Genomic DNA, 19705 nt, shown 5'->3' with positions numbered 1-19705 from the left:
GGCATGCGCATCGGCGGATGTGAGGTAGCGGCGCTTGCCGGTTTCGGTGCAGCCGTAGTCGGGCGTCATGCTTCCAGCGCCCTCAGCACGATGCGGACGCCGGGAGCGTCCAGGGCTTCCGGATCCTCGCCCGGGTAGACCTTGGCCAGGCGCTCGTACTCCACCAGCCGCGCGTCGTCACGCCAGATACCGGCCTCCGTCAGCGCGTCCTCGGTGCTCCTGGCCAGTTTCGACAGGTCCGGCGTGCGCATGGGCCAGGTACGGCGGCGCTTCGGGGCGCTGGTCGGCTTCGGCAGGGTGAATACCATGCGGCACACCACCGGGGCGTCGATGGGTGTCGCGCCGGCGCGGGCCTCGAGCGCGGCAGCCTTCACGTCCTGGCGCCACGGCTTCACCTTCTTCGACGATTCCACCATCACGCCCCCGCCGAGGTGGCGCTTGCTGCCCTGCGGGCCGGGCGTGCCGTAGGCCACGATCTCGATCACGGCTGCCATTGGTCACTCCATGGCGACACCTGGCGGCGGCGCAGCTGCGTGCGGAACACGCCCTCGGCATGGGCAAGGCGGACATCGGTGTAGGTGTAGCCCGTCGGCGGCGGGAGGCGACCGTCGACGACGTCGTGACAGTAGTGGCATCCCTCGGCGGCCTGCTCGTCGTCCGGCTTCGTAGCCGCGCCGCTGGTATCGTCCAGCCGGTAGTGGCACAGGACGACGGTGTCGCGACAACCAGGGCAACCCGGGATGCGGATGGTGCACCGCTGGTCCCTGGCCTCTTGGCGCAAGGGGGTCGTCTTCGGGCGCGTCATGCCGCCTTCTCGCGCCAGAATGGGCTGGGGTCCGGCACCTCGATGTTGAGCTCGGCGGCGATGCGCTGAACCATGTCGTAGAAGCGAACGAAGGTGCCGCGGTCGATGACGTCGCGCTCCCCGTACTCGTTCGTCGTGGTGGTGCGGCGCGCGCGGGTCACCTTCTCGCCCAGCACCATCACCTCGACCGTCCCGAAGAACTTCCGGCAGAAGGCCGCATGCAGCTTGTCGGCGTCGTAGCCGGTCTCCATGCAGATCGGCGGATAGGCCACGCCCCACAGGGCGCTGTTCTGATCGAGCGATCGCTCCCGGCTCGCCTCGCGGATCTCGATGCGCCATGACTTCGTGTCCGGCAGCTTGTCGACGAAGGCCATCACGTTGGCGAGCACTCGCGGCCTCTCGCGGCCGCCGGCGTTGAGGGTGAAACGGTGAATCACGCGGCATCCTCCCTGCGGTCATGGCTAAGGCGCGCCAGCAGGTCGCCGGCGATGTGCTTCGCGTCGGTGATGCGCAGGGTGGCGCTGGCCGACCCCTGCTCGATCACGCGGACAGCTTTCTCGGGCTCACCGATCAGCACGGGGCGCACCTGGTAGTCCTGGCGCCCGTTGAGCCGGTTCTCGGCTTCGCTCTCACCGATCAGCCGCGGCGGGAATGCCGGCAGTTCTCGGCGGAGGCGGTAGGCGGCGTAGCGGTGCTCGAACTCGCGAGCCTTGAACGGCAAGTCCTCCGCAGCGGCCCGGCACAGCGGCACCCAGCCGCCCATCTCCATCAGCACGACGTGGATGAGCGGGTCATCGAAGGCGACGGAGCGGTAGGCGCCAACGGACTTCACGGCCGTCTCGACCTTCGCCCATGCCCGCATGCCCTGGGTCTGCGTGGAGCCTTCGAGCATCCGCGTGATGTCGGCAAGACGCGGCGGGAACTGGCCACGGTCCGGGTCGCGGGCATGCAACGAGAAGGCGCGCTTCACGTCCTCGAATTCGTGCATGCGGAGGCCAGCCCAGAAGACGTCGATCTGGAACTGCGTGCACTCCTGGCGGTAGTAGGTCATCACGTCCGCCAGCAGCGCGGAGAACGGCGGCTTGTCAGTGGGCTGCATGGAAGTCCTCCGAGTCGATCACGACGCCGGACCAGGCGGCGGCGATGTCGCGGTTGGATTGCCCGAGCTCGGCCTGGCTCGGCTTGCCGCCACCTATGCGTGGCGCCAGCTGGGCGTCCTGCAGTTGGCCGCGAGCCGTGGAAACCACGTAGGCCATGCGGCCCTTGCCGTTCTTCACGGCTTGCGCAGCGATGGCGGCGATCGCTTCGACGCGGCCCCCCTCGGCGATGAACTGGAGCAAGGGCTCGAACTGCGGATGCGCGTCGTGCACCCCGGCCTTGCGCATCGCGATGGCGGCGGCGACATTCGCGGGCAGGTGCGCGGAAGAGCCCTCCCCTACACCCTCAGTGTTCGGGTTCTCCGATGAGTTACCTACGAAGTGAAAGGTCTCTGTCCCTGTCCCTGTCCTTGTCTCTTGCGATCCCGACGGGAATCCCGGTGGGATACCGCCCGCATTCCCGGTGGGAGGCTTTTTCGGTCCCGATGGGACTCCCGATGACCGGCGTTTCATCAACGCACGGGATTGCGGATTGAGTGCCACCAGGAAGCGGCGCGCATCGGCGATATCCGCTTCGATGGGCGAGGCGTCGAAGTCGATGCCCCAGCGCTTGGCGTTGCCGGCGCCGCTGCTCAAGCGCTGCGATAGCTTCTCCAGCCAGGCCTCGAGCGCCTTCTCGCAGACGACAGGGTGGTAGTAGCGCCCGTCGTCGCACAGGCGCCAGCCACGCAGCGCCATCTCCTTCACGCGCTTCCAGCGCCCCATGGCGCCGGAGAACTGCGCGCTGGCGAGGATCCGGTCATCGGACGGCAACGAGCCTGCCGGTCGCTGATACCAGGACTTGCCCCACAAGGTGATGGCGGCCACCTTCTCGGCGTCGTTGGAGAGCGCCCAGGTGTCGCTGCCGAACAGGCGCTGGAAGTCGAACGGCATCCAGTCGAAGTCGGTCAGGTCGACGTTGGCGGGTACGAGCGGGGTGTTCATGCGGCGGCCTGCTGTTCCAGTGCGTCGAACAGGCCCGGCATCGAGAGGCCGCGCTCCGCGCCCGCGCAGTAGCCGCAGGCATCGAGGAAGTACAGGTTCGCCAGTTCGCAGCCGCGGCCGTAGCGGCCCATCTTCACGGCCATGTAGGGCACGGTGCCGAGACCGGCGAAGGGGTCGTAGACCACCTCGTCAGGCATGGAGTACTGCTCGATCGCGCGCTCGACGATGTCGAACTGCAGCGGGCAGAGGTGCTGTTCCTTACCCTTCGCCGCCTGCGTGCTGTTGAGCGTCCGCATGCGCGTGATGTCGGTCCAGACATCGGGGTGCCAGCTTTGGGGCTGCAACAGCATGAAGGTGGTCGGCAGCCAGCCGGAGCGATCAACGGCCTCCGCGATGCGGACGTCGTGGCGGAAGTCGTAGACGCTCTCCAGGCTGTGGCGCTTGAACAGCTTGAAGATGGCGGCCTGATCCAGGCCCTCCAACTCTTCCGGCATGAGCGGGCGGTCCCCGCTGGAGCGCATGAAGCCGTGGGCGTCGAACTGCCAGCGCGGGCGCGTGTACGTCGCCTTGTCCTTCACCACCGGCAGGTCGGCATAGCCGTTGCTGCGGTCGGTCGGCGGCTTGCGGAAGATCAGGAGGTATTCCGGCATGCCGGCGCCCATGCGCGATCCGTCCTTGCACTGCTCGGTCCAGCCCAGGCGATAGGTCTGGTTGTTCTCGCGGACCACGTCGGTAACGATGGTCTTCCTGGCCAGGAAGGCGAAGCCGTGCTTCTGGAAGGCCGCCACGCACTCGTCGCTGAAGGGCTGCACGGTCTGAAAGCCGAACCCGTTGATCCCGCCCGGAGTGATCCGGTCCTTGACGTGGATCGCAGCGACGCGCCCTGGTTGCAGCACGCGCAGCAACTCCGGAATGAGGAAGTCCATCTGCCGCCAGAAGTGGGCGTTGTCGTCCGTGTGGCCGAAGTCGCTGTAGTTGGAGCTGTATTCGTACTGCGTCCCGAACGGGATGCTGGTCACGATCAGGTGCACGCTGTCGGCGCCCATACGCCGCGTCTCATCGACGCAGTCGTTGTTCACGACGGTGTAGCGCTCGCCCGAGGCCTCGACGCGCTCCACGCCGAGCGATCGTGCCAGCTTGCTGGCCATGGCGGCATGGGCCAGGCCGAACTCTCGAATGATGTTGCTCATCTTGTCCGCCATGCGGTTGTGCTGGTTCCACTTCCGCTCCAGCTGCTGCCGGACCTCACGCTCCGCCTCGGTGTAGATCAGGTCGATGCGGACGGCCCGGGTCTGGCCGAAGCGCTGGATGCGGTGAATGGCCTGGATGAAGTCGCGGAACTTGAACCCGATGCCGAGGAAGACGGCCCAGGCGCAATGCCGTTGGAAGTTGCAGCCGGCGCCGGCGATGACGGGCTTCGCCGCCAGCTCGCTGAACTTGCCGTCGCTGAAATCGATGATGGTCTGCTCGCGCTCTTCGAGATCCTGAGAACCGTAGACACTGGCCGATGCCACGCGCCGCTCGACAACCGGCACCTCGGCACCGGGAAGTGCCTCCAGGATCACCAGGCCGCGGGTCTTGGATGTTCCGCATTTGCGCCATCCGGCCATCTGAAAGCAGTATCCCGGATTGGAGGACTCGACCTTCTTCGCATTGACGTACGTGTAAAGGCGCTGGCCTGGCCAGCGGAGCCAAGCGATCGCCATGGCCTCACGGATCAATTCAGAGGACAGGACAGGGCCTTCATTCCGAAATACGGCGCAGTTGACGCCCTCCTGACCGGAGTCGTCGATGAACTTCCGCCACACGAACAGCGCCCGGTGGTCAGGAGTCAGCAGGACCGTCTTGTAGCCGGGACCGGCGAAGCGGTCCCGCTCCCGCCCGTCGTTGTAGGGCAACGCGCTGTAATGGCGTTCGAACAACTCGAGGCCGGCGGGATGGCCGTCCTGATACTCCTGCCAATGGCCATAGGTGGCTCGCGGAAGCATGCGTTCCAGCGCCCGGCGTTCGTCCTCGAGGTCGTGCCAGAGGATTCGGTGGGCCGTCAGATCCTCGGCGCGGATCTCCTGCAGCTTGGCCATGCGTGCTGGCAGGCTCTCGCGCTTCTCCCGCGCGGCATCCTGCACACCGATAGCGGCGTTACGGAACAGCCGGCCCTGTCCGTCCTTCTCCGCGCCAGCATCGGCATGGTTGGTCGGGATCTCGTGCCAGCGGACATCCAGTTCGGGCAGCGTGTAGCCCTCGTCGCTGAACCCGAGGTCGGAGGGTCGCTGCACAAACAGTGCCCAGGAGGCGACCCACAGCCAGAATTCCTCTTCCTTGTGCGGGTGCAGCGTCAGGTGGTCGGCCTTCTCGCTGTTGCGCTTGAAGAAGCGCGTCTTCGCGGCCGCGACATCCATGATGCCGAGATAGGCGGCGTAGGCCAGGAGTTCGATGTAGTCGTTGGGGCTCGGCGTCGCCGTGGCGACGAACCGGTAACGGATGCCGTCCGTGCGCACGCCTGCCGCGCGATCGTCGCCGGCGAAGACCGCCATGAACTCGCGGAACGTCTTGCTCCCCCCGAATCCACGCAGGCAATCCGCCTCGTCCAGGCTGGTGGCGTCGAAATGTCGCGGGTCGAGCTTGCCGTCCCGCACGGTCTCGTAATTCGTCAGGTACACGCCGGTCGCGTCGGCTTCCTCGATGCGCCGAATGAACCGCGGCGGCTCGGCCCAGCCCAGACGTTCGACGGCATCGCGGCGGAACTCCTGGCGCACGCCCAGCGGCAGCACGATGAGGCCTCGCCCACCGACGTGGTCGCTGGCCAGGCGCACGGCCTCCAGCTGGATCACGGTCTTGTGCAGGCCGAAGCTGGCGAACAGTGCACGCCGGCCGCCTTGGAGCAGCCACGGCACGATGGCGCGGCAATGCGGCTTCATGCGGGGGTTGACGAGCGCTGGATCGACCTCGAAGCCGTTCTCCGGCGCCGTGCAGACCTTCGCCTCGAGGAATTCCCGATAGGCATCGTTCATGCCGGCGACCTCACGACCATCCGGAACTTGTCGGGGAGGCCTTTCTTCTGGGCGATCCGAATTACGACGCCGCGCTTTTGCATGGCGCGGACGGCGCTCTGCGCGCCCATCTCGTTCATGCGGGCACGGCCGGCGATCTCGCTGACCGTCAGGACGTCGGTGCCTAGAACCTCGGCGATGAGATCCTGGGGGCTCATGCTCGCCTTCATGCCGCCACCGCCATGTCTTCCGGCATGCTGTCGAGGTTCGCCTCGGCGATCGCGCGCAGCGGTGGCGGGCTCACGGAGTTCCCACACATGCCTATGGACTGGTGGACCTTCAGGCGCGTGCCATCGGCGGTCCTATCGATGATGTAACCCTTGGGGAATCCCTGAGCGGCGAACAACTCCGGGGCGTCGAGCATCCGATAGAGGATGTCGATGCGGTACTCAACCAGCACGGGAACCGCTACAGCGAAATCCCCACCCTTTGCCGTCGTGACCGTCGGCAGAGATTCCGAAGCGACGCGCCCGCGGTCAGACCCATTCGAGTTGCACGTCGACACGATCACAGGCTCCGCGACGCTGAACCGTGCCCTGGTGGTTGCAGCCGGCATGGGCCGCGAAACCGGCATTCCAGTCGTACCGCTGCCGCTTCCGTAATAGGGCGTGATGATCGGCTGGAACAGCTGCGGCCGAGCGCAGCCCGGATGGGCCTTGTTGGTCGCTCCACCAGTGGTGAATGTGCCGGCCGGACCGTCGACGGGCTTTGCCGCTGCCGAACCCTGTGTGCCGAGCAACAGAGGCATGAGGGCGGGACGGAACAGATGCGGGGAAGCACCGTTGCCGCCCTTCGTGATCGTCGGACCCGGCGCCTTCGCTCCATGCGCCACGCCACCGCCGCCCACGGCCATCACCATGGCGTCCAGGTCCGGCATCGCGGCGAGGATGTCGCGTGCCTCTTCCTCGTTAAGCAGTAGGCGCGGCTCACGCCCTTCCAACAGCGCCTGCATGGCATCGAGATACGGCTGCGGCCAATGTCCACGCTGTGCGCCGTCAAGGACTCGCAGGATCGTCTTGCGCACGAGCGGGCGCTTCCGACCGAAGATGCTCCGGCCGAGGTTGTTCCAGTTGATGTGTGGCACCATGCCGACGTAAGGATTCGCGCGGCCGGGGCCATGCGTTGGCTCAGGCCAGCGGATCGGAGCACCATCGCAGCGGGCGATCATGAAAAGGCGCTCGCGGGTCGTGCCGGCGCCGAAGTCGCGCGCCCTGATGACTCTCCATTCCACGTCGTACCCGAGCGCCCGCAACGCGGCCACGAACTGATTCCAAGTCCGTCCCATGCGCCGTTTATCCGGCACAAGGAACTGGTTCCGACGAGGAACCTGCTCGCCCTTGCTGGAGACGCGGTTCACCATGACCGGCTTGCCGCGTCGCAGGACGGCCCTGCCGGCCTCGTCCACCTTCGGAACCATATCGAGCGTCACGACGCGACCCGTCGCCTTGTCCCGCTTGGCAACCAGTGGATCCCACTTCAGGATCTGCTTGACGTTCTCGAGGCTGATGATGCGCGGCGCACGTCCCACCTGGGCCAGCTTCCCAGCGACCTTCAGGACAACCCACGACAGGGACCGCGTTGCCTTGCTGCGCGGCTGACCGCCCTTTGCCTGGCTGAAATCGGTGCAGTCCGGCGACGCGTGGAACCAGCCGACGACTCGCCAAGCAACCTCGCCAAGGACATCGACGGTCCAGACATCCGCCGGGAGGTGGCGGGTGAACGGATGGTTCGCCGCATGCATGCCGATGGCGAACGGATCATGGTTCACGGCGATGTCAGGATCACGGCCGAGAGCCTGCTTCAGCGCCTCACTGGCGCCGCCGCCACCGGCGAAGAAATCGATAACGATCTCTCCTGGACGAAGCGCCGACACCAGCTGCTTATGCGGGAAGTTGAATGCGTGCTGCGAGCCGCCGCCGTCAGCCATGGGCCACCGCCAGACGCTCGATGTGGTGCGGGATCGTAAAGACGTGGCACAAGGGCGACTTGAAGAGGTTGACAACGTTGCCCCGCGCGGGCGTCGCTTCCTGCGATACGACGCCGCAGCGATGCTGCATGACCTCGCTATGACACGCGCGGCACCGGCCGAATCGAATACGGCCGTTCACGACGGGAAAAAATTCCGGCGTCGCCGGATGCCATGCATCCTCGCCATACCCCAGTTTTTCGCAGCGCGCGCAGCGGCGGTATTCGCCGTCGGCGCGGGACTGCCACAAGGCAGCGTGGTGGCGCATCAGAAACCCTCCGTAGTGGTGTCGTCGGCGTGGTCGCGGCTGAAGCGCACGACCGAGAGCGCCGGGGCGGCGGTGGTGGTGGGAGTGGGCGACCGGTTGGTCAGCTGCTCGCGTAGCGCCTTGAGGTCGGCGATTTCGCTTAGGACCGTGGCTAAGCGATCGTCGATGCGGGAAAGCAGCTCCTGCTGCCGCTGCTCGCTCGGGATGGGTTCCGTGCGATAGCCGAGGTCATCCGACATCGCGTCGTACAAGGCGTGGTTGCCGCTCTCGCGCATCCAGAGCCACAGTTCCGCGATGCCGAAGCGCTGCCCTCCCCCGTTCTGGGGGTTCAGGCAGTCGCCGACGCGGGCGATGGCGGAGTCGAGGCTGAGCCGCGCAGGGCTCCATAGCCCCGTCTCCAGCATCAGCGAGGCGAACTGCTTGCGCGTCCGCGGCGGGAAGGTGGCCAGCAAGGCCTGATGGCCGCGCTGCAGCCAGGCCGCAAGCTGGTTATCCATGGGCCACCTCCCCTTGCCGCCCCTTGACGCGAGGGCTTTTGGGGGTGGTAACCGGGCGCGTAGCTTGAGCGGAATGAGCCGCCGCCACGTCACCGCCGACCTTCTTCCCCCTCTTCCCCGCCGCCGAGCAAAGCTGCACCCGGTAACCGGTGGCGCGCCCGCTGGCGTCGCGGAGCCAGTCGACGTCGGCGCGGATCTCTTCGCAGCGGACCTGGCCCTCGGTGGCGACCTCGATGCGAGGACAGCGCTCATGGGGGACAGGCCGGGTGCCGGCGAGCCACTGTTGGACTTGCTGGGGAGAGGCGCCGATGGCGTTGGCCAGGGCGGTCTGCGTTCCCAGCAGCTTGATCGCTCGTTCGATAGGGTTCATGGCGCCGATGCTAAACCAATGCTTGATCTAGATACAAGCATTGCTTTAGTTAGAGGTGAAAGCGCCGGTTGCTTGTCCCCCACTGGCGGCCGCCGGGATCATCCCCGCATGGCCAAGCAAGACGACGACCTGAAGCTCCAGCGGCTCCGCGCCCGCCTGAAAACGGCTATCGCCGAGGCTCCGACGCGGCTGACCCAGCGATACATCGCCGAGCAGACCGGGGTGTCGGACCAGGCAGTCGGTGGCTGGCTACGGACAGGGCGGATCGACAAGAAACACTTCCGCACCCTTGCGCGCCTTACAGGCAAGCCCTTGTCGTATTTCCACGGTGAAGATCTGGCCAGCCCTGCCGATGTAGTGGAGGGTGAGGTTCCGTCTGACGAAATGAGACCGTCGACGGATACGTTGCGTGCTGCGCTAGTTGTAACGGAGCGCGTGTTGGACAGAACGAAGGTTGCGGTGCCTGCCGAGCAACGCGCTGAACTGGTTCTCGCTGTCTATGACCTGATCCTCGAGGGCCAGGGCGTGAGTCAGGCGGAGAGAACCGTGTCGCGGATGCTGCGTGTTCTAGGAGGGGCCACCGTTACCGACTGAAAAGGGGATTGAAATGTCGGTTGAGCGGGACGCTGAAGAAAAGCTTGAGTCGCTAATTCGCAAGATGTCGCGGGAGGGGAACGTGGTTCCTTTCCCGAGGCATGAGGGAGCAAAACGGAAGGGAGAGGCCGCGCAAGTGCTGTCGCTGACGGGCAACGGGAGCGCGGCGGTGATCGGGTCGAACAACCAGATCTCGATCAACGTCGTAAAGACCACTCGCAAAGTGGTGGCCGAAGTGAAGCCTGGCGCGGTGCACATCTCGGATCGCGAAGCGGCCACGCTGAAGGAGATGGTGGCCGATATCTGCACCAAGAGCGGTAAGTCCCACCAGTTCGTGTGGAACCAGCTGTTGCGGCACATGGTCGTCCCGCAGTACCGCCTGATTCCGGCCGCGGCCTACCCCGACGCGATCGCATATCTCTCCAAGTGGTTGGCGCGCCTAAGCCCGACCTACGAAAACGAGGAAAGCGAAGCCACGCGGAAGCGGCACCTGGCTTACATCAAGATCACCCAGAAAAAGAAGGGTATGGCGGACAGCCTGATCGTCAGTTTCGTGAAAGAAGTTTTAAAAAAACCAGGGCTTCGCGAATGCTCGAACAAGGATCTCGAGTACGTGCGCGTGTTGGTGAAGACCTGGTCAGGACCGAAGTGACCTAACCGAGGGGGAGCGCGTTATGAAGCGAATCGCAAGCGTGGTGGTTCTTGGGCTCGTAGCCGGTGCGGCGCAGGCGCAGTTCGCCCCTCCCCCACCCCCTACGTCGTACCAGCAAATCGGCAACATCACGTACGGCTCCAACGGCGTGACCGCCCAGCAGATCGGGAACAACACCTACTACAGCAACGGTGTCACCGACACGCAGATCGGCAACAACACCTACGGTAACGACGGCTATTCCACCCAGCGCATCGGCAACACGACGTACGACAACCAGGGCAACTCCTACCAGCAGATTGGGAACACAGTCTACGGGAGCGACGGCACCAGCTGCACCGTCATCGGGAATACGACGTACTGCAACTGACCCGCGCGCCCTAGGCAGCCGGAAGCCCCGCCCCCGTGCGGGGCTTTTCTTTGCCTGCGCGGAAAAGCTGAACGTCAGCTAAACGATTAAAGCGTCGCTTGTACTGCGGACCAACCACTGCTTGTATTTAAACAAGCATTGCTTTACCTTGCACCCATCAACAGCACGGGGGTGCATATGTTTGACCAGCAGGAAATCCAGTTTCAGGCCCAGCCGGCCGGCCGCGACTTCCGCGGCGAGGTGATCGATTCGAAGACCTTCGAGACGATCGCGCGGACCTCCCTCACCTACCCCACGGCCCACATGGCCGAAGTCGGCGCCCGCCGCATGTGGCAGAACCGCGTGCAGCGCATCGCCACGACCATGAACGGCCGCCCGCCTTCGCTGGTGTTTGCGCTTCTGGCAGCCACGACCGTCATGGGCGTTCTCGGCCGCGCGGTGGGACTCGTATGAGCGACAGCCGGTACATCACCGTCACGGCCGAAGCACACCTGACGCCCGACCAACTCGCGGAATGCTTCTGGGAGCTTGACTCGGACGAGCAGGCCCGCTTCATGGCGCGGCTCCATCAGGTCGCAGGTGCTGGCCTCGGATTCCAGGCCATCGCCATTCGCGAGTCCTGCGAAAGGTTGAACAAGCTCGGGGAATACGCCGCGCTTGATGCATTTCAGACCCTTGGCGGGCATGCCTACAAGTTCGGCCTCGTCAATGAACGTCTGGACGAATGGGGCATCCCCGACGTGCCTCGAGTGAGGGCATAGCGATGCATCGCCTCATCACCGGTCACCACCCCTTAGACCTCCCCCCGATTCCGTTCGAACTCGACGGCGCGCAGGTTTCTCTCACGCGCAAGGGTCCGGATGCCATCGCGAAGGAGCACGCGGTTGAACGTCTCGTCGAAACGGCGAAGGTCATCCTCAACCTGATGCCGATTGCCGAGAACCGGGCGCTGCATGCGCGTCTGCGCAGCGATATCGAAGCCCTCCAGCGTTACGGCCTGGGAGAGCAGGCATGAGCCGCTACTCGGAAGACGAATACGAGCAGGCCATCGAGGAAATGATGGGGATGCCGCGCTACGTCGAGGCCTTCATCTTCGATGGCGCTGATACCGACGTGCTGATGCGTCTACTACTATCGCGCGGCCTCCCGCTGCGCGACCGCACACCCGAAGACGATCACCTGATCGACCGCTACGACACGGCAATCGACGCGCTGCGTGCGGCGTTCACCCGGTTCGCCCACCAGGGCAAGACCGCGAAGCACGCCAGCCGCGTGGACGCCTACCTCGACCACATGCACCAGCAACGCCTGGAGGACGCCGCATGACGAGCCACACCCTGCGTCAGCGCGCCGCTCTGCGCTATGCATCCATCAAGCACGACGGCGATCACGAGGTCCGTGCCGAAGCAGAGGCCTCGCCGCCATCGTCGACGCCCACCCTTCAGCGGTTCTTCGAGAGCGCCAAGGGCCTGACGATCCTGCTGACCATCGGCCTCGCCATCCTCGCGCTCGCTGCGAGCGGGAGGCTCCCGTGAGCGGCCTTTGCGACCTCCACGACTACCCCGAACACGAGCGCATCGCCATCGCGATCGCCGTGCGCGATTCCCTTATGCCGGCCCCGGCACCAGTCCTGCCGCTGGTCGCTTTCCCCCCGGAGCACGCCGGGGCCGGCGCCCTTTCGACCGAGGGAGCGACGTGATGCGCAATGCCATCAGCCGTAGCTGCAACCCGCTAACGCCGAAGGAACGCATTGCCGCGTTTCGCGCGGAACTGCACCAGCGTGCCGACTTCGAGCCGCTGGTCTACGACGCCCGCATGGCGCGGGGCCTGGCTTGGCGCGCCGAGCTCGCACGCCGTCCTATCCCGCGCCACCGTGCGCTGGTCCCGGTTTCCCAGTAACCCACACACCGGCCGACGCCGGTAGGAGATTCGATGAACGCCCAGGTAGAACGCGAACTGCCGACGATGGTCGCCGAGCAGGGCATGGCCGCCATGCTCAACAAATCGGAAATCGACCAGCAGATCGCCACGGCACACCGCTTCCCCCGCTCGCTGAAGAAGTTCCGCGACGAGGCCATGCAGATGGTCACCCTTGACCGGTCCATCGCCGAGGAATGCATCTACGCCCTGCCACGCGACGGCAAGGTCATCGAAGGACCGAGCGCTCGCTTCGCCGAGATCATCGCTTCCGCGTGGGGAAACAGCCGCGCCGGCGCCCGCGTCATCAGCGATCAGGGTGATTTCGTCACGGCGCAAGGTGTCTTTCACGACCTCGAACGCAACGTAGCGATCACCTACGAGGTGCAGCGCCGGATCACGAACAGCAAGGGTAAGCGCTATAGCGCGGACATGATCGGCGTCACGGCGAATGCTGCGTGCTCCATCGCCCTGCGCAACGCCATCCTCAAGGGCGTCCCGAAGGCGTTCTGGGCCAGCATGTACGAAGAAGCCCGCAGGGTCATCATGGGCGACATCAAGACGCTGGCGAATCACCGCGCGGCGGCCCTCACCGAGTTCCAGCGCTTCGGCGTCTCGGACAAGCAGATCTTCGACAAGCTCGGGGTGGTCGGCGTCGAAGATATCTCGCTCGACCACCTGGTCACCCTGCGCGGCCTGCTGACCGCGATCAAGGAAGGCGACACCACCCCTGAAGAGGCCTTCGCCGCCGCCAAGGCCGCGGTAGAAATGCCGCGGGAGAAGACGGCCCCGGCAACAAGCGCACCCGCTGCCGAAGCGGCGCCAGCTGGCACCGCCGAGCCCGTGCTGACGGAGACACAGGAGTCCACCATCTCGCCGGCCGCGCCGACGGCTGTCGATCAGGAGCCCGGCATCCACGGCCTCAGCGAAGCGATGGACCGGCTGCTCATGGAAGCCGCACGGCAGGCCGGCATCACGCGGGAGCAATTGGTCGGCCAGTACGTCCGCATCGACCTGACGAACTACAACGATGTCCGCGCCGACCTGAAGTCGATGGCCGAGGGCGGCTGACATGCTGGAACGACTCACCTACGACGACGCTGTACACGAATACCGCTTCGACGGGCGGGTCGTGCCCAGCGTCACCCAGATCCTCGCTCGCCTATCGGCGGAGGAATACCGCGGCGTCGACCGCGAGACGATGGAGCGCGCTGCCACGCTCGGCAAAGCCACCCATAAGGTCATCGAACTCGACCTGCGCGGCACGCTCGACACGGAAAGCCTGTCCGAGGGGCTGGTTCCGTTCTACAGGGCTTGGCGCAACTTCCGCAGCATGAGCGGATTCGAGCCGCTGCTAAGCGAGCAGCGCGTGTACTCCGCACGGTACGCGTATGCCGGAACCCTCGATCTCTTCGGCCGCCTCAATGGCCGGCTGGCGTTGATCGACGCGAAGCGCACCGCGCAGGTGCCGCGCACCGCTGGCCCGCAGACCAGCGCGTACGAGGCCGCCCTGCGTGAAACCCGTCCTGACCTTACCGGCGCGATGCCCATCGACCGGTTCGCCCTTCACCTCCGCGCCGACGGCACGTGGCGCCTGGTGCCCTTCACCGAGCGCGGTGACCTCCGGGTCTTCCTCGCACAGATCACCACCCAGGAATGGCTGAGGAAAGCCGCATGACCGATATCAATTACCCCGAAGTAGCCCAGGCCGGTCAGCTTGCCGAGCGCGCGCACGATATCGCGCTCGCCGTGAAGATCGACTGTCCCGAAATGCTGGCGATTGCCAGCGACGAACTGCGCGGCATCGTCACCCGCAGGAAGGAAATCGAAGACCTTCGTTTCTCGATCACGCGTCCCATGGACGCCGCGAAGCAGAAGGTGATGGATCTCTTCCGCGCACCGCTCGACCGGCTTGGCCAGGCCGAAAGCCTGCTGCGAGACGAGGTGACCCGCTACCAGCGCGCGGAGCGCGAGAAGGCGGATGCGGAACGGCGTGAGGCCGAGGCGCGCAGCTTGGCCGAGCAGGCCGAAGCGGAACGCCGTGAGCAGGAAGCGCTGGAGGCCGCGAAGGCTGCCCAGGCAAGCGGCGATATGGACGGCGTTGTCGCAGCCACCATGGCCGCCGAGGCTGCGCGCGAAGACCGCGATCTTGCCTCGATTGCGCCCCTTCCCGTCGCCACGCGCACCCCCGCCAAGCCGACCGGCGTCGGCACACGCGTCACGTGGAAGGCCGAGGTCACCGACCTGAAGGCCCTTGTGCTCGAGGCGGCGAAGCGCGCGGAGGCGGGCGACGAGTTCCTGCTCACCTTCCTGATGGCCGACGAGAAGGTCATCGGTCAGGCAGCCAAGGCCATGCAGGCCAAGCTCAACGTGCCCGGCATTCGCACCTACGCCGAGGAATCGCTGAGCGTGCGCCGGAAGGCCAGCTAACGGTGGGCTCAGTCGTGGCCGCCGCCCAACTCGCGCTCGATTTCGCACCGCCGCGCCCTCGGCAGGTGGAGACGCCGGCGGCACGACGGACTGACCCAAAGACATCCCATCTTGCCGCTGACCAGATCACCGCGAGCGGCAAGCGTGGACAGCAACAGGCCCAGGCGATCGCGGCGGTTCGCGCCTTCCCCGGGATGACCAGCTTCGAACTCGCGATGAGGACGAACCTGGACCGCTACATGCTCGCCCGCCGCCTTCCGGAATGTGTCACCGCCGGCTCGGTACGCAAGGACGAGCCCCGTACCTGCTCCATCACCGGACGCCTGGCCACCACCTGGTTTCCAACCTGACCACCACGAGGACCCCGTCATGAACTCCGCGAAGCCGTCCCCCAACCGCACCGATTTTTCCGCCCTGCTGGGCGACCTCAACGCCGGCACCTTCGAGCAGCAGGTGAATGCCGCCATCAGCGATGTCGCGGCGAACGTCGTCACCCACGGCAAGAAGGGTGAACTGACCATCAAGCTCACCTTCAAGCAGATCGGTGACTCCAACCAGGTCGCGATGACCCACGCGCTGAAGTTCCTCGTCCCGACGACTCGCGGCCGGATCGTCGAGGAAACCGCCTCCGACACACCGCTCCACGTCAGCAAGGGCGGAAAGCTGACGCTCTATCCCGAGCAGCAGGGCGAGATGTTCAACCGTGACGGCGCGCCGGCCACGGGCTCGACGGCCGCGCACTGACCCACCACCCACCGACACCCGAGCAGCAAGGAACCTACATGGACTCGTCCGCCATCGAAACCATCCAGTCGACCGCCGTGAAGGCCGAACAGCCTCACAACCTCGGCACGCCGACTCCCGCCCTCTTTCACGACGGCAAGATCATCTCCATCGAGCACCTGCAGCAGGGCCGCTCGCGCTTTCGTGGCCTCTACTCCACGAACTCCATCGACGCCTTTGCCACCTACGCGAAGGCACACCCCGGCGGCGAGGGTTTCGTCGACATCGATACGATGCGCGCCAGCATCTACTTCAACCTCGGCTCGCCGGAAGAGCCGGGCCACGGCGACTGGCGGGCCACGCTGACCCTGTCGCCGACCGCTGAATATGCTGCCCTGCTCAACATCGAGGGCAAGAAGCTCGACCAGAAGGCCATCGTCGAGTGGCTCGAGGACTGGGGCGCGTATGTCGTTGCCCTGGACAAGGACATGCAGGCCATCAAGCCCGCGAAGGCCATCGGCGCCATCCGCAACATCTCGATCAAGGCCACTTCGGAATCCAACCATCAGGAGAAGGATTTCGGCGCCCGGCGCTCGTCTGTCGAAGACATCGAGGCATCCGCCGAAGACGGCATCCCGTACGCGATCGGCTTCACGGCCGTCACCTATGACGGTCTGGCGCAGCGCTCTTTCACGTTGCGGCTGTCGGTGTTGACCGCCGGCGACAAGCCCCTGATCGTCCTCCGCCCTATCGGCCTCGACAGCGCGAAGGAAGCGATCGCCAAGGAATTCCAGAAGGTGCTCGAAGACCGCATCGCCAACGCTGCCTCCCTGGTGCTGGGTTCCTTCAACCCGCTTCAGTAACGCATCCCGTAGCTCCCGCGAGGGAGGCGCGCAGGGTGACCAGCCACCCGGTCCCTGCGCGCGGCATGTGGTGGCACGGGGCCGGCGCCAAGCAGCCGGCGGACAGTGCGGAAAGGCGCTCACCTGCTGGCCAAACGAGAGCCGCCAGCTCCGGACGAGAGTAACCGGCAATCCATCAACCTTATTTAGGACTGCGCCATGGGTCAGATCACCATCACCTTCCAGGGTAGCTTCGGCTCGGCCCGCACGAAGGTCTTCTCCGCGATGTCGGGCGGGCACGCACATGCCGTCGGTCAGGCCGTTGCCTACCTCGCCAATGACGAACTGCCCAAGGCCATCAAGAACGACCACGAATGCCATCGCGATGGCATCCAGCCGTCCGACGGCTTCGGATGCCTCGGGAAACTCGAGCCTCTCGAAAAGCCGTAACCACGCATTCGCGTAACCAGTATTTCCCACAGAGGATTCCCATGACCCAGAACTACATCGGCACGAAGATTGTTCTCGCCTGGTCGCAGGAGAAGGACGGTCAATCGGGGTACGGCGTCAAGTACGCCGACGGCTACACCAGCTGGTCGCCCACGGCCGCGTTCGAGGCGGCGTATCTCCCGATCGGCAACGTTTCCCACTTGCCCGACTACCAGCAGCGCGTCATCGGCGAGCGTGCCGAGCTCAACGACAAGATCGCGAAGCTGGACTCCTTCACCAACACCAGCCGCTTCGCCGAGATCGACTCCGGCGACCAGTCTCTCCTGCGCGAGCAGCTGACGCACATGCGCGCGTACGCGGCCGTGCTCAACGCGCGTATCGAGGGTTTCGACCTTCCCCTTTGACGGCCGAAAGGCCGGCATCCCCACCCACTAAGGAATACCCGTGAACGACGAACAGATCGAAGAACAGATCCAGGCCAAGGGCCTGAACGCGCCGCGTGTGACGCCGGATGATATCGAGGCAGAGATCGTCAGCGAGCACTACTTCACCGCCGCCCAGGGCTTCCTGAAGGCGAACGAAGAGAAGGCTCTGCACAACGGCGGCATCATCGACTCCGACACGCACCAGCCGCCGGCATCCCTCGGCTTGTTGACCTTCTGCGTGCTCGAGTTGCGCAACGGCTTCACGGTCACCGGCGAATCGGCCTGCGCCAGCCCCGCGAACTTCGATGCGGAAATCGGGCGGAAGATCGCGCACGCGAACGCAGTGGAGAAGATCTGGCCGCTGCTCGGCTTCCGCCTGCGCGACCAGCTTTGCGCCAGCGTCGCCACCGCGTCGTAACCCGCCGATCAAGCAATCGCGTGCCGCATCACCAGGTGCGGCACGCCTTCGAGGAACCATCCATGTCCGAACGCGACGCCATCGCGGCAGCCATCACCGGCGCCGAATACCCCTTCCGCCTCTCCGCCGGCATGCGCGACCGCGCCAAGGCCGCAGGCGTCGTCATCGTCTACGGGGCCAGCGATGACCTGATGGAGTTCGACGGTGCCTATCGCGATGAAGTCGGTGCCTGGGAAGGGGTAATCGCCTATGTCGACTCGAAGGGTGCGCTCAGCCGCGAAGAGGTCGACGAGGACGATGACGAAGCGATTGCCGACTTCGTGAACCGCCGCCGCACTGCGCGGACCATCGAGGCCGTGTGGGACACCGACGGCTACAGCTGGATCTACCGCACCGATATCCCCCACGCGACGTTCGAAATCACCGACGACGGCGAGCCCTACTGCCGCGGCATCGTCTTCAACGTCGCCGACCTCTAACCACAAGGATCACCCATGCGCGTTCTCGTCTACGACACCGAAACCACCGGCCTACCGGACTGGAAACAGCCCAGCGAATCGGAACACCAGCCGCACATCGTGGAACTGGCCGGCCTGCTCTTCGACACCGACACCCGCGAGCTGGTCGCCAAGCAGCACACGCTCATCAAGCCCGACGGCTGGGTCATCCCCGACGAGGTCGCCGCGATCCACGGCATCACGACCGAGCGCGCGGCTGCGGAAGGCATTCCCGAAGCCGAGGCGCTGGCCGGGTTCCTCGACCTGCATGCCATGGCCGATCTGCGCGTGGCGCACAACGAGAGCTTCGACGCCCGCCTCCTGCGGATCTGCATCAAGCGCTACGGCCAAGGCGACACGCAGGAAGCCCGTGACGTGATCGCCGATGCCTTCAAGGCCGCGCCGGCGTACTGCACCTGCAATTCCGCGAAGCCGATCATGAAGCTGCCGGCGACCGAGGCCATGCGCCGCAGCGGAAAGGGCCACTGGTTCAAGCCGCCGAACATGCAGGAGGCTCACCAGCACTTCCTGGGCGAGACATTCGAGGGTGCCCATAGCGCCCTGGAAGACGCTCACGCGTGCGCCCGCGTGTACTTCGCCATCCAGACGCTGGCCCGGGCCGCCGCATGAATACGCCGGCGATGACGCTCGAAGAGGCCTTACAGATCGCTGACCAGGCCTGTCCGCTGCCCGCGCTCGGTGGCCAGGCGTTGCGCGTCCTGCGGGCGCGCCTGGAACTGCTCGAGGGAGAGGTGGCGGCATACCACGGCAACGCCGCCTCGAAGCCGACCAGCGGCGTCGCGCGCATCGCCGCCGAACGGACCAGGCAGATCCTCACCGAGGGTTGGTCGACCCAGCATGACCGCAAGCACGGCGCCGGCGAACTGGCCTGCGCGGCGTGCGTGTACACCTTGGCCACGGTCGAGGCCGACATCGATTCCGCGGACGTCCTCCGACTCTGGCCGTGGACATCCTGGTGGTGGAAGCCAAGCACCCCGGTCCGCAACCTCGAGAAGGCCGGCGCGCTGATCGCCGCCGAAATCGACCGGCTTACCTTCGGGCAGGAGCAACCGACATGACGCGCCGCGCGATCAGCCAGAAGGAAGCCAGGGCGCTTCAACAGCGGGTGCACGAACTCGAAGTGAAGGAGAACAACCGGCGGAAGCAATGGGTCACGGAATACCCGGACGGCGTGCATATCGGCTCGCTCAGCGTCAGCGACGTTACCTTCGCAAGGGTCCGTACGGCTCGCCTGCTGGGCCACGCCGTTGTCGTCACCGAGGCCAACAACGAAATCAACTTCTACGCCTTGCCTATCGTCTCGGAGCAGCCCGCATGAGAACGGAAGAG

Annotated in this window: 34 protein-coding genes; 23 read left to right on the top strand and 11 right to left on the bottom strand. The window is 65.6% G+C overall.

Features of this window, described 5'->3' with window-relative positions; all coding sequences use genetic code 11:
- Positions 1-65 precede the first annotated feature (65 nt).
- Genes GAK28_RS03050 through GAK28_RS03000 form a run of 11 tightly spaced genes read right to left on the bottom strand, consistent with a single transcriptional unit; the run spans position 66 to position 9037 of the window.
- Positions 66-494: a RusA family crossover junction endodeoxyribonuclease gene (locus GAK28_RS03050; RefSeq protein ID WP_291774944.1), complete on the bottom strand. Its 429-nt coding sequence runs from the start codon at positions 492-494 to the stop codon at positions 66-68.
- Positions 482-805 (bottom strand): nuclease domain-containing protein, encoded by a 324-nt coding sequence (locus tag GAK28_RS03045; protein WP_291774940.1) that lies wholly within the window; start codon positions 803-805, stop codon positions 482-484. Before GAK28_RS03045 ends, GAK28_RS03050 begins: the two co-directional genes overlap by 13 nt.
- Positions 802-1242, bottom strand: coding sequence for a hypothetical protein (locus GAK28_RS03040; RefSeq protein WP_291774937.1), 441 nt, complete (start codon positions 1240-1242; stop codon positions 802-804). Before GAK28_RS03040 ends, GAK28_RS03045 begins: the two co-directional genes overlap by 4 nt.
- A complete protein-coding gene (locus GAK28_RS03035) occupies positions 1239-1904 on the bottom strand; it encodes a DUF6475 domain-containing protein (protein WP_291774935.1) in 666 nt (221 codons plus the stop codon). Before GAK28_RS03035 ends, GAK28_RS03040 begins: the two co-directional genes overlap by 4 nt.
- Positions 1891-2886, bottom strand: coding sequence for a DUF1376 domain-containing protein (locus GAK28_RS03030; RefSeq protein WP_291774932.1), 996 nt, complete (start codon positions 2884-2886; stop codon positions 1891-1893). Before GAK28_RS03030 ends, GAK28_RS03035 begins: the two co-directional genes overlap by 14 nt.
- The gene (locus GAK28_RS03025; RefSeq protein ID WP_291774929.1) at positions 2883-5897 is read right to left on the bottom strand and encodes a DNA methyltransferase; all 3015 of its coding nucleotides are present in this window, start codon (positions 5895-5897) and stop codon (positions 2883-2885) included. The genes GAK28_RS03030 and GAK28_RS03025 overlap by 4 nt, the downstream gene beginning before the upstream one ends.
- A complete protein-coding gene (locus GAK28_RS03020) occupies positions 5894-6094 on the bottom strand; it encodes a hypothetical protein (protein WP_291774926.1) in 201 nt (66 codons plus the stop codon). Before GAK28_RS03020 ends, GAK28_RS03025 begins: the two co-directional genes overlap by 4 nt.
- An 8-nt stretch (positions 6095-6102) precedes the next feature.
- On the bottom strand, positions 6103-7863 hold the full coding sequence (locus GAK28_RS03015) for a DNA cytosine methyltransferase (RefSeq protein ID WP_291774924.1): 1761 nt from the start codon (positions 7861-7863) through the stop codon (positions 6103-6105).
- Positions 7856-8170 carry a hypothetical protein gene (locus GAK28_RS03010; RefSeq protein WP_291774921.1) on the bottom strand — a complete coding sequence of 105 codons (315 nt, stop codon included), beginning with the start codon at positions 8168-8170 and terminating at the stop codon, positions 7856-7858. The genes GAK28_RS03015 and GAK28_RS03010 overlap by 8 nt, the downstream gene beginning before the upstream one ends.
- Positions 8170-8667, bottom strand: coding sequence for a hypothetical protein (locus GAK28_RS03005; protein ID WP_291774918.1), 498 nt, complete (start codon positions 8665-8667; stop codon positions 8170-8172). Before GAK28_RS03005 ends, GAK28_RS03010 begins: the two co-directional genes overlap by 1 nt.
- Positions 8660-9037 (bottom strand): helix-turn-helix domain-containing protein, encoded by a 378-nt coding sequence (locus GAK28_RS03000; RefSeq protein WP_291774915.1) that lies wholly within the window; start codon positions 9035-9037, stop codon positions 8660-8662. The genes GAK28_RS03005 and GAK28_RS03000 overlap by 8 nt, the downstream gene beginning before the upstream one ends.
- A gap of 108 nt (positions 9038-9145) precedes the next feature.
- On the opposite strand from GAK28_RS03000, the gene GAK28_RS02995 reads away from it, so the two are divergent.
- The 23 genes from GAK28_RS02995 (at position 9146) to GAK28_RS02885 (ending at position 19694) form a co-directional block, all read left to right on the top strand.
- Positions 9146-9631 (top strand): hypothetical protein, encoded by a 486-nt coding sequence (locus tag GAK28_RS02995; RefSeq protein ID WP_291774912.1) that lies wholly within the window; start codon positions 9146-9148, stop codon positions 9629-9631.
- Positions 9632-9644: 13 nt separating this feature from the next.
- Positions 9645-10283 (top strand): hypothetical protein, encoded by a 639-nt coding sequence (locus GAK28_RS02990; protein ID WP_291774909.1) that lies wholly within the window; start codon positions 9645-9647, stop codon positions 10281-10283.
- 22 nt (positions 10284-10305) lie between these two features.
- On the top strand, positions 10306-10653 hold the full coding sequence (locus GAK28_RS02985) for a hypothetical protein (RefSeq protein ID WP_291774906.1): 348 nt from the start codon (positions 10306-10308) through the stop codon (positions 10651-10653).
- 177 nt (positions 10654-10830) lie between these two features.
- Complete coding sequence (locus GAK28_RS02980; protein WP_291774903.1) at positions 10831-11106, top strand: hypothetical protein; 276 nt, start codon at positions 10831-10833, stop codon at positions 11104-11106.
- Entirely contained in the window at positions 11103-11414 is a 312-nt protein-coding gene (locus tag GAK28_RS02975; RefSeq protein WP_291774900.1) for a hypothetical protein, read from the top strand. Before GAK28_RS02980 ends, GAK28_RS02975 begins: the two co-directional genes overlap by 4 nt.
- Positions 11415-11416: 2 nt before the next feature.
- Positions 11417-11668, top strand: coding sequence for a hypothetical protein (locus GAK28_RS02970; RefSeq protein WP_291774897.1), 252 nt, complete (start codon positions 11417-11419; stop codon positions 11666-11668).
- Positions 11665-11979: a hypothetical protein gene (locus GAK28_RS02965; protein ID WP_291774894.1), complete on the top strand. Its 315-nt coding sequence runs from the start codon at positions 11665-11667 to the stop codon at positions 11977-11979. Before GAK28_RS02970 ends, GAK28_RS02965 begins: the two co-directional genes overlap by 4 nt.
- Complete coding sequence (locus GAK28_RS02960) at positions 11976-12188, top strand: hypothetical protein (protein WP_291774891.1); 213 nt, start codon at positions 11976-11978, stop codon at positions 12186-12188. Before GAK28_RS02965 ends, GAK28_RS02960 begins: the two co-directional genes overlap by 4 nt.
- Positions 12185-12352 (top strand): hypothetical protein, encoded by a 168-nt coding sequence (locus GAK28_RS02955; protein WP_291774887.1) that lies wholly within the window; start codon positions 12185-12187, stop codon positions 12350-12352. Before GAK28_RS02960 ends, GAK28_RS02955 begins: the two co-directional genes overlap by 4 nt.
- Complete coding sequence (locus tag GAK28_RS02950) at positions 12352-12552, top strand: hypothetical protein (RefSeq protein WP_291774884.1); 201 nt, start codon at positions 12352-12354, stop codon at positions 12550-12552. The genes GAK28_RS02955 and GAK28_RS02950 overlap by 1 nt, the downstream gene beginning before the upstream one ends.
- A 33-nt stretch (positions 12553-12585) precedes the next feature.
- Positions 12586-13641 (top strand): hypothetical protein, encoded by a 1056-nt coding sequence (locus GAK28_RS02945; protein WP_291774882.1) that lies wholly within the window; start codon positions 12586-12588, stop codon positions 13639-13641.
- 1 nt (position 13642) lies between these two features.
- Positions 13643-14248, top strand: coding sequence for a hypothetical protein (locus GAK28_RS02940; RefSeq protein WP_291774880.1), 606 nt, complete (start codon positions 13643-13645; stop codon positions 14246-14248).
- Positions 14245-15000 (top strand): hypothetical protein, encoded by a 756-nt coding sequence (locus GAK28_RS02935; protein WP_291774878.1) that lies wholly within the window; start codon positions 14245-14247, stop codon positions 14998-15000. The genes GAK28_RS02940 and GAK28_RS02935 overlap by 4 nt, the downstream gene beginning before the upstream one ends.
- A gap of 14 nt (positions 15001-15014) precedes the next feature.
- Positions 15015-15350 carry a winged helix-turn-helix domain-containing protein gene (locus GAK28_RS02930; protein WP_291774875.1) on the top strand — a complete coding sequence of 112 codons (336 nt, stop codon included), beginning with the start codon at positions 15015-15017 and terminating at the stop codon, positions 15348-15350.
- A 19-nt stretch (positions 15351-15369) separates the two neighbouring features.
- Positions 15370-15744: a hypothetical protein gene (locus GAK28_RS02925; protein WP_291774872.1), complete on the top strand. Its 375-nt coding sequence runs from the start codon at positions 15370-15372 to the stop codon at positions 15742-15744.
- Positions 15745-15782: 38 nt separating this feature from the next.
- Positions 15783-16586 (top strand): DUF2303 family protein, encoded by an 804-nt coding sequence (locus GAK28_RS02920; RefSeq protein ID WP_291774869.1) that lies wholly within the window; start codon positions 15783-15785, stop codon positions 16584-16586.
- 198 nt (positions 16587-16784) lie between these two features.
- Entirely contained in the window at positions 16785-17015 is a 231-nt protein-coding gene (locus GAK28_RS02915) for a hypothetical protein (protein WP_291774866.1), read from the top strand.
- A 41-nt stretch (positions 17016-17056) separates the two neighbouring features.
- Entirely contained in the window at positions 17057-17419 is a 363-nt protein-coding gene (locus GAK28_RS02910) for a hypothetical protein (protein ID WP_291774864.1), read from the top strand.
- 40 nt (positions 17420-17459) lie between these two features.
- Positions 17460-17858, top strand: coding sequence for a Gp49 family protein (locus GAK28_RS02905; protein ID WP_291774861.1), 399 nt, complete (start codon positions 17460-17462; stop codon positions 17856-17858).
- Positions 17859-17920: 62 nt separating this feature from the next.
- Positions 17921-18337 (top strand): hypothetical protein, encoded by a 417-nt coding sequence (locus GAK28_RS02900; protein ID WP_291774858.1) that lies wholly within the window; start codon positions 17921-17923, stop codon positions 18335-18337.
- A 15-nt stretch (positions 18338-18352) separates the two neighbouring features.
- Positions 18353-18985, top strand: a complete 633-nt coding sequence (locus GAK28_RS02895; protein WP_291774855.1) for a 3'-5' exonuclease — start codon at positions 18353-18355, stop codon at positions 18983-18985.
- Complete coding sequence (locus tag GAK28_RS02890; protein ID WP_291774852.1) at positions 18982-19434, top strand: hypothetical protein; 453 nt, start codon at positions 18982-18984, stop codon at positions 19432-19434. The genes GAK28_RS02895 and GAK28_RS02890 overlap by 4 nt, the downstream gene beginning before the upstream one ends.
- Positions 19431-19694 carry a hypothetical protein gene (locus GAK28_RS02885; protein WP_291774850.1) on the top strand — a complete coding sequence of 88 codons (264 nt, stop codon included), beginning with the start codon at positions 19431-19433 and terminating at the stop codon, positions 19692-19694. The genes GAK28_RS02890 and GAK28_RS02885 overlap by 4 nt, the downstream gene beginning before the upstream one ends.
- Positions 19695-19705: the final 11 nt, after the last annotated feature.

Source organism: Luteibacter sp. (assembly GCF_009912395.1).
Lineage (GTDB): Bacteria > Pseudomonadota > Gammaproteobacteria > Xanthomonadales > Rhodanobacteraceae > Luteibacter.
Note: the sequence above shows the minus strand (reverse complement) of the source record. Positions and strands in the feature narration are given on the sequence as shown.

Bases quoted from the DNA above. Each gene is read 5' to 3' on its own strand.
- GAK28_RS03050 (WP_291774944.1), bottom strand. From the start codon at position 494: ATGGCAGCCGTGATCGAGATCGTGGCCTACGGCACGCCCGGCCCGCAG.
- GAK28_RS03045 (WP_291774940.1), bottom strand. From the start codon at position 805: ATGACGCGCCCGAAGACGACCCCCTTGCGCCAAGAGGCCAGGGACCAG.
- GAK28_RS03035 (WP_291774935.1), bottom strand. From the start codon at position 1,904: ATGCAGCCCACTGACAAGCCGCCGTTCTCCGCGCTGCTGGCGGACGTG.
- GAK28_RS03030 (WP_291774932.1), bottom strand. From the start codon at position 2,886: ATGAACACCCCGCTCGTACCCGCCAACGTCGACCTGACCGACTTCGAC.
- GAK28_RS03025 (WP_291774929.1), bottom strand. From the start codon at position 5,897: ATGAACGATGCCTATCGGGAATTCCTCGAGGCGAAGGTCTGCACGGCG.
- GAK28_RS03020 (WP_291774926.1), bottom strand. From the start codon at position 6,094: ATGAGCCCCCAGGATCTCATCGCCGAGGTTCTAGGCACCGACGTCCTG.
- GAK28_RS03015 (WP_291774924.1), bottom strand. From the start codon at position 7,863: ATGGCTGACGGCGGCGGCTCGCAGCACGCATTCAACTTCCCGCATAAG.
- GAK28_RS03010 (WP_291774921.1), bottom strand. From the start codon at position 8,170: ATGCGCCACCACGCTGCCTTGTGGCAGTCCCGCGCCGACGGCGAATAC.
- GAK28_RS03005 (WP_291774918.1), bottom strand. From the start codon at position 8,667: ATGGATAACCAGCTTGCGGCCTGGCTGCAGCGCGGCCATCAGGCCTTG.
- GAK28_RS03000 (WP_291774915.1), bottom strand. From the start codon at position 9,037: ATGAACCCTATCGAACGAGCGATCAAGCTGCTGGGAACGCAGACCGCC.
- GAK28_RS02995 (WP_291774912.1), top strand. From the start codon at position 9,146: ATGGCCAAGCAAGACGACGACCTGAAGCTCCAGCGGCTCCGCGCCCGC.
- GAK28_RS02990 (WP_291774909.1), top strand. From the start codon at position 9,645: ATGTCGGTTGAGCGGGACGCTGAAGAAAAGCTTGAGTCGCTAATTCGC.
- GAK28_RS02985 (WP_291774906.1), top strand. From the start codon at position 10,306: ATGAAGCGAATCGCAAGCGTGGTGGTTCTTGGGCTCGTAGCCGGTGCG.
- GAK28_RS02980 (WP_291774903.1), top strand. From the start codon at position 10,831: ATGTTTGACCAGCAGGAAATCCAGTTTCAGGCCCAGCCGGCCGGCCGC.
- GAK28_RS02975 (WP_291774900.1), top strand. From the start codon at position 11,103: ATGAGCGACAGCCGGTACATCACCGTCACGGCCGAAGCACACCTGACG.
- GAK28_RS02970 (WP_291774897.1), top strand. From the start codon at position 11,417: ATGCATCGCCTCATCACCGGTCACCACCCCTTAGACCTCCCCCCGATT.
- GAK28_RS02965 (WP_291774894.1), top strand. From the start codon at position 11,665: ATGAGCCGCTACTCGGAAGACGAATACGAGCAGGCCATCGAGGAAATG.
- GAK28_RS02960 (WP_291774891.1), top strand. From the start codon at position 11,976: ATGACGAGCCACACCCTGCGTCAGCGCGCCGCTCTGCGCTATGCATCC.
- GAK28_RS02950 (WP_291774884.1), top strand. From the start codon at position 12,352: ATGCGCAATGCCATCAGCCGTAGCTGCAACCCGCTAACGCCGAAGGAA.
- GAK28_RS02945 (WP_291774882.1), top strand. From the start codon at position 12,586: ATGAACGCCCAGGTAGAACGCGAACTGCCGACGATGGTCGCCGAGCAG.
- GAK28_RS02940 (WP_291774880.1), top strand. From the start codon at position 13,643: ATGCTGGAACGACTCACCTACGACGACGCTGTACACGAATACCGCTTC.
- GAK28_RS02935 (WP_291774878.1), top strand. From the start codon at position 14,245: ATGACCGATATCAATTACCCCGAAGTAGCCCAGGCCGGTCAGCTTGCC.
- GAK28_RS02925 (WP_291774872.1), top strand. From the start codon at position 15,370: ATGAACTCCGCGAAGCCGTCCCCCAACCGCACCGATTTTTCCGCCCTG.
- GAK28_RS02920 (WP_291774869.1), top strand. From the start codon at position 15,783: ATGGACTCGTCCGCCATCGAAACCATCCAGTCGACCGCCGTGAAGGCC.
- GAK28_RS02915 (WP_291774866.1), top strand. From the start codon at position 16,785: ATGGGTCAGATCACCATCACCTTCCAGGGTAGCTTCGGCTCGGCCCGC.
- GAK28_RS02910 (WP_291774864.1), top strand. From the start codon at position 17,057: ATGACCCAGAACTACATCGGCACGAAGATTGTTCTCGCCTGGTCGCAG.
- GAK28_RS02900 (WP_291774858.1), top strand. From the start codon at position 17,921: ATGTCCGAACGCGACGCCATCGCGGCAGCCATCACCGGCGCCGAATAC.
- GAK28_RS02895 (WP_291774855.1), top strand. From the start codon at position 18,353: ATGCGCGTTCTCGTCTACGACACCGAAACCACCGGCCTACCGGACTGG.
- GAK28_RS02890 (WP_291774852.1), top strand. From the start codon at position 18,982: ATGAATACGCCGGCGATGACGCTCGAAGAGGCCTTACAGATCGCTGAC.
- GAK28_RS02885 (WP_291774850.1), top strand. From the start codon at position 19,431: ATGACGCGCCGCGCGATCAGCCAGAAGGAAGCCAGGGCGCTTCAACAG.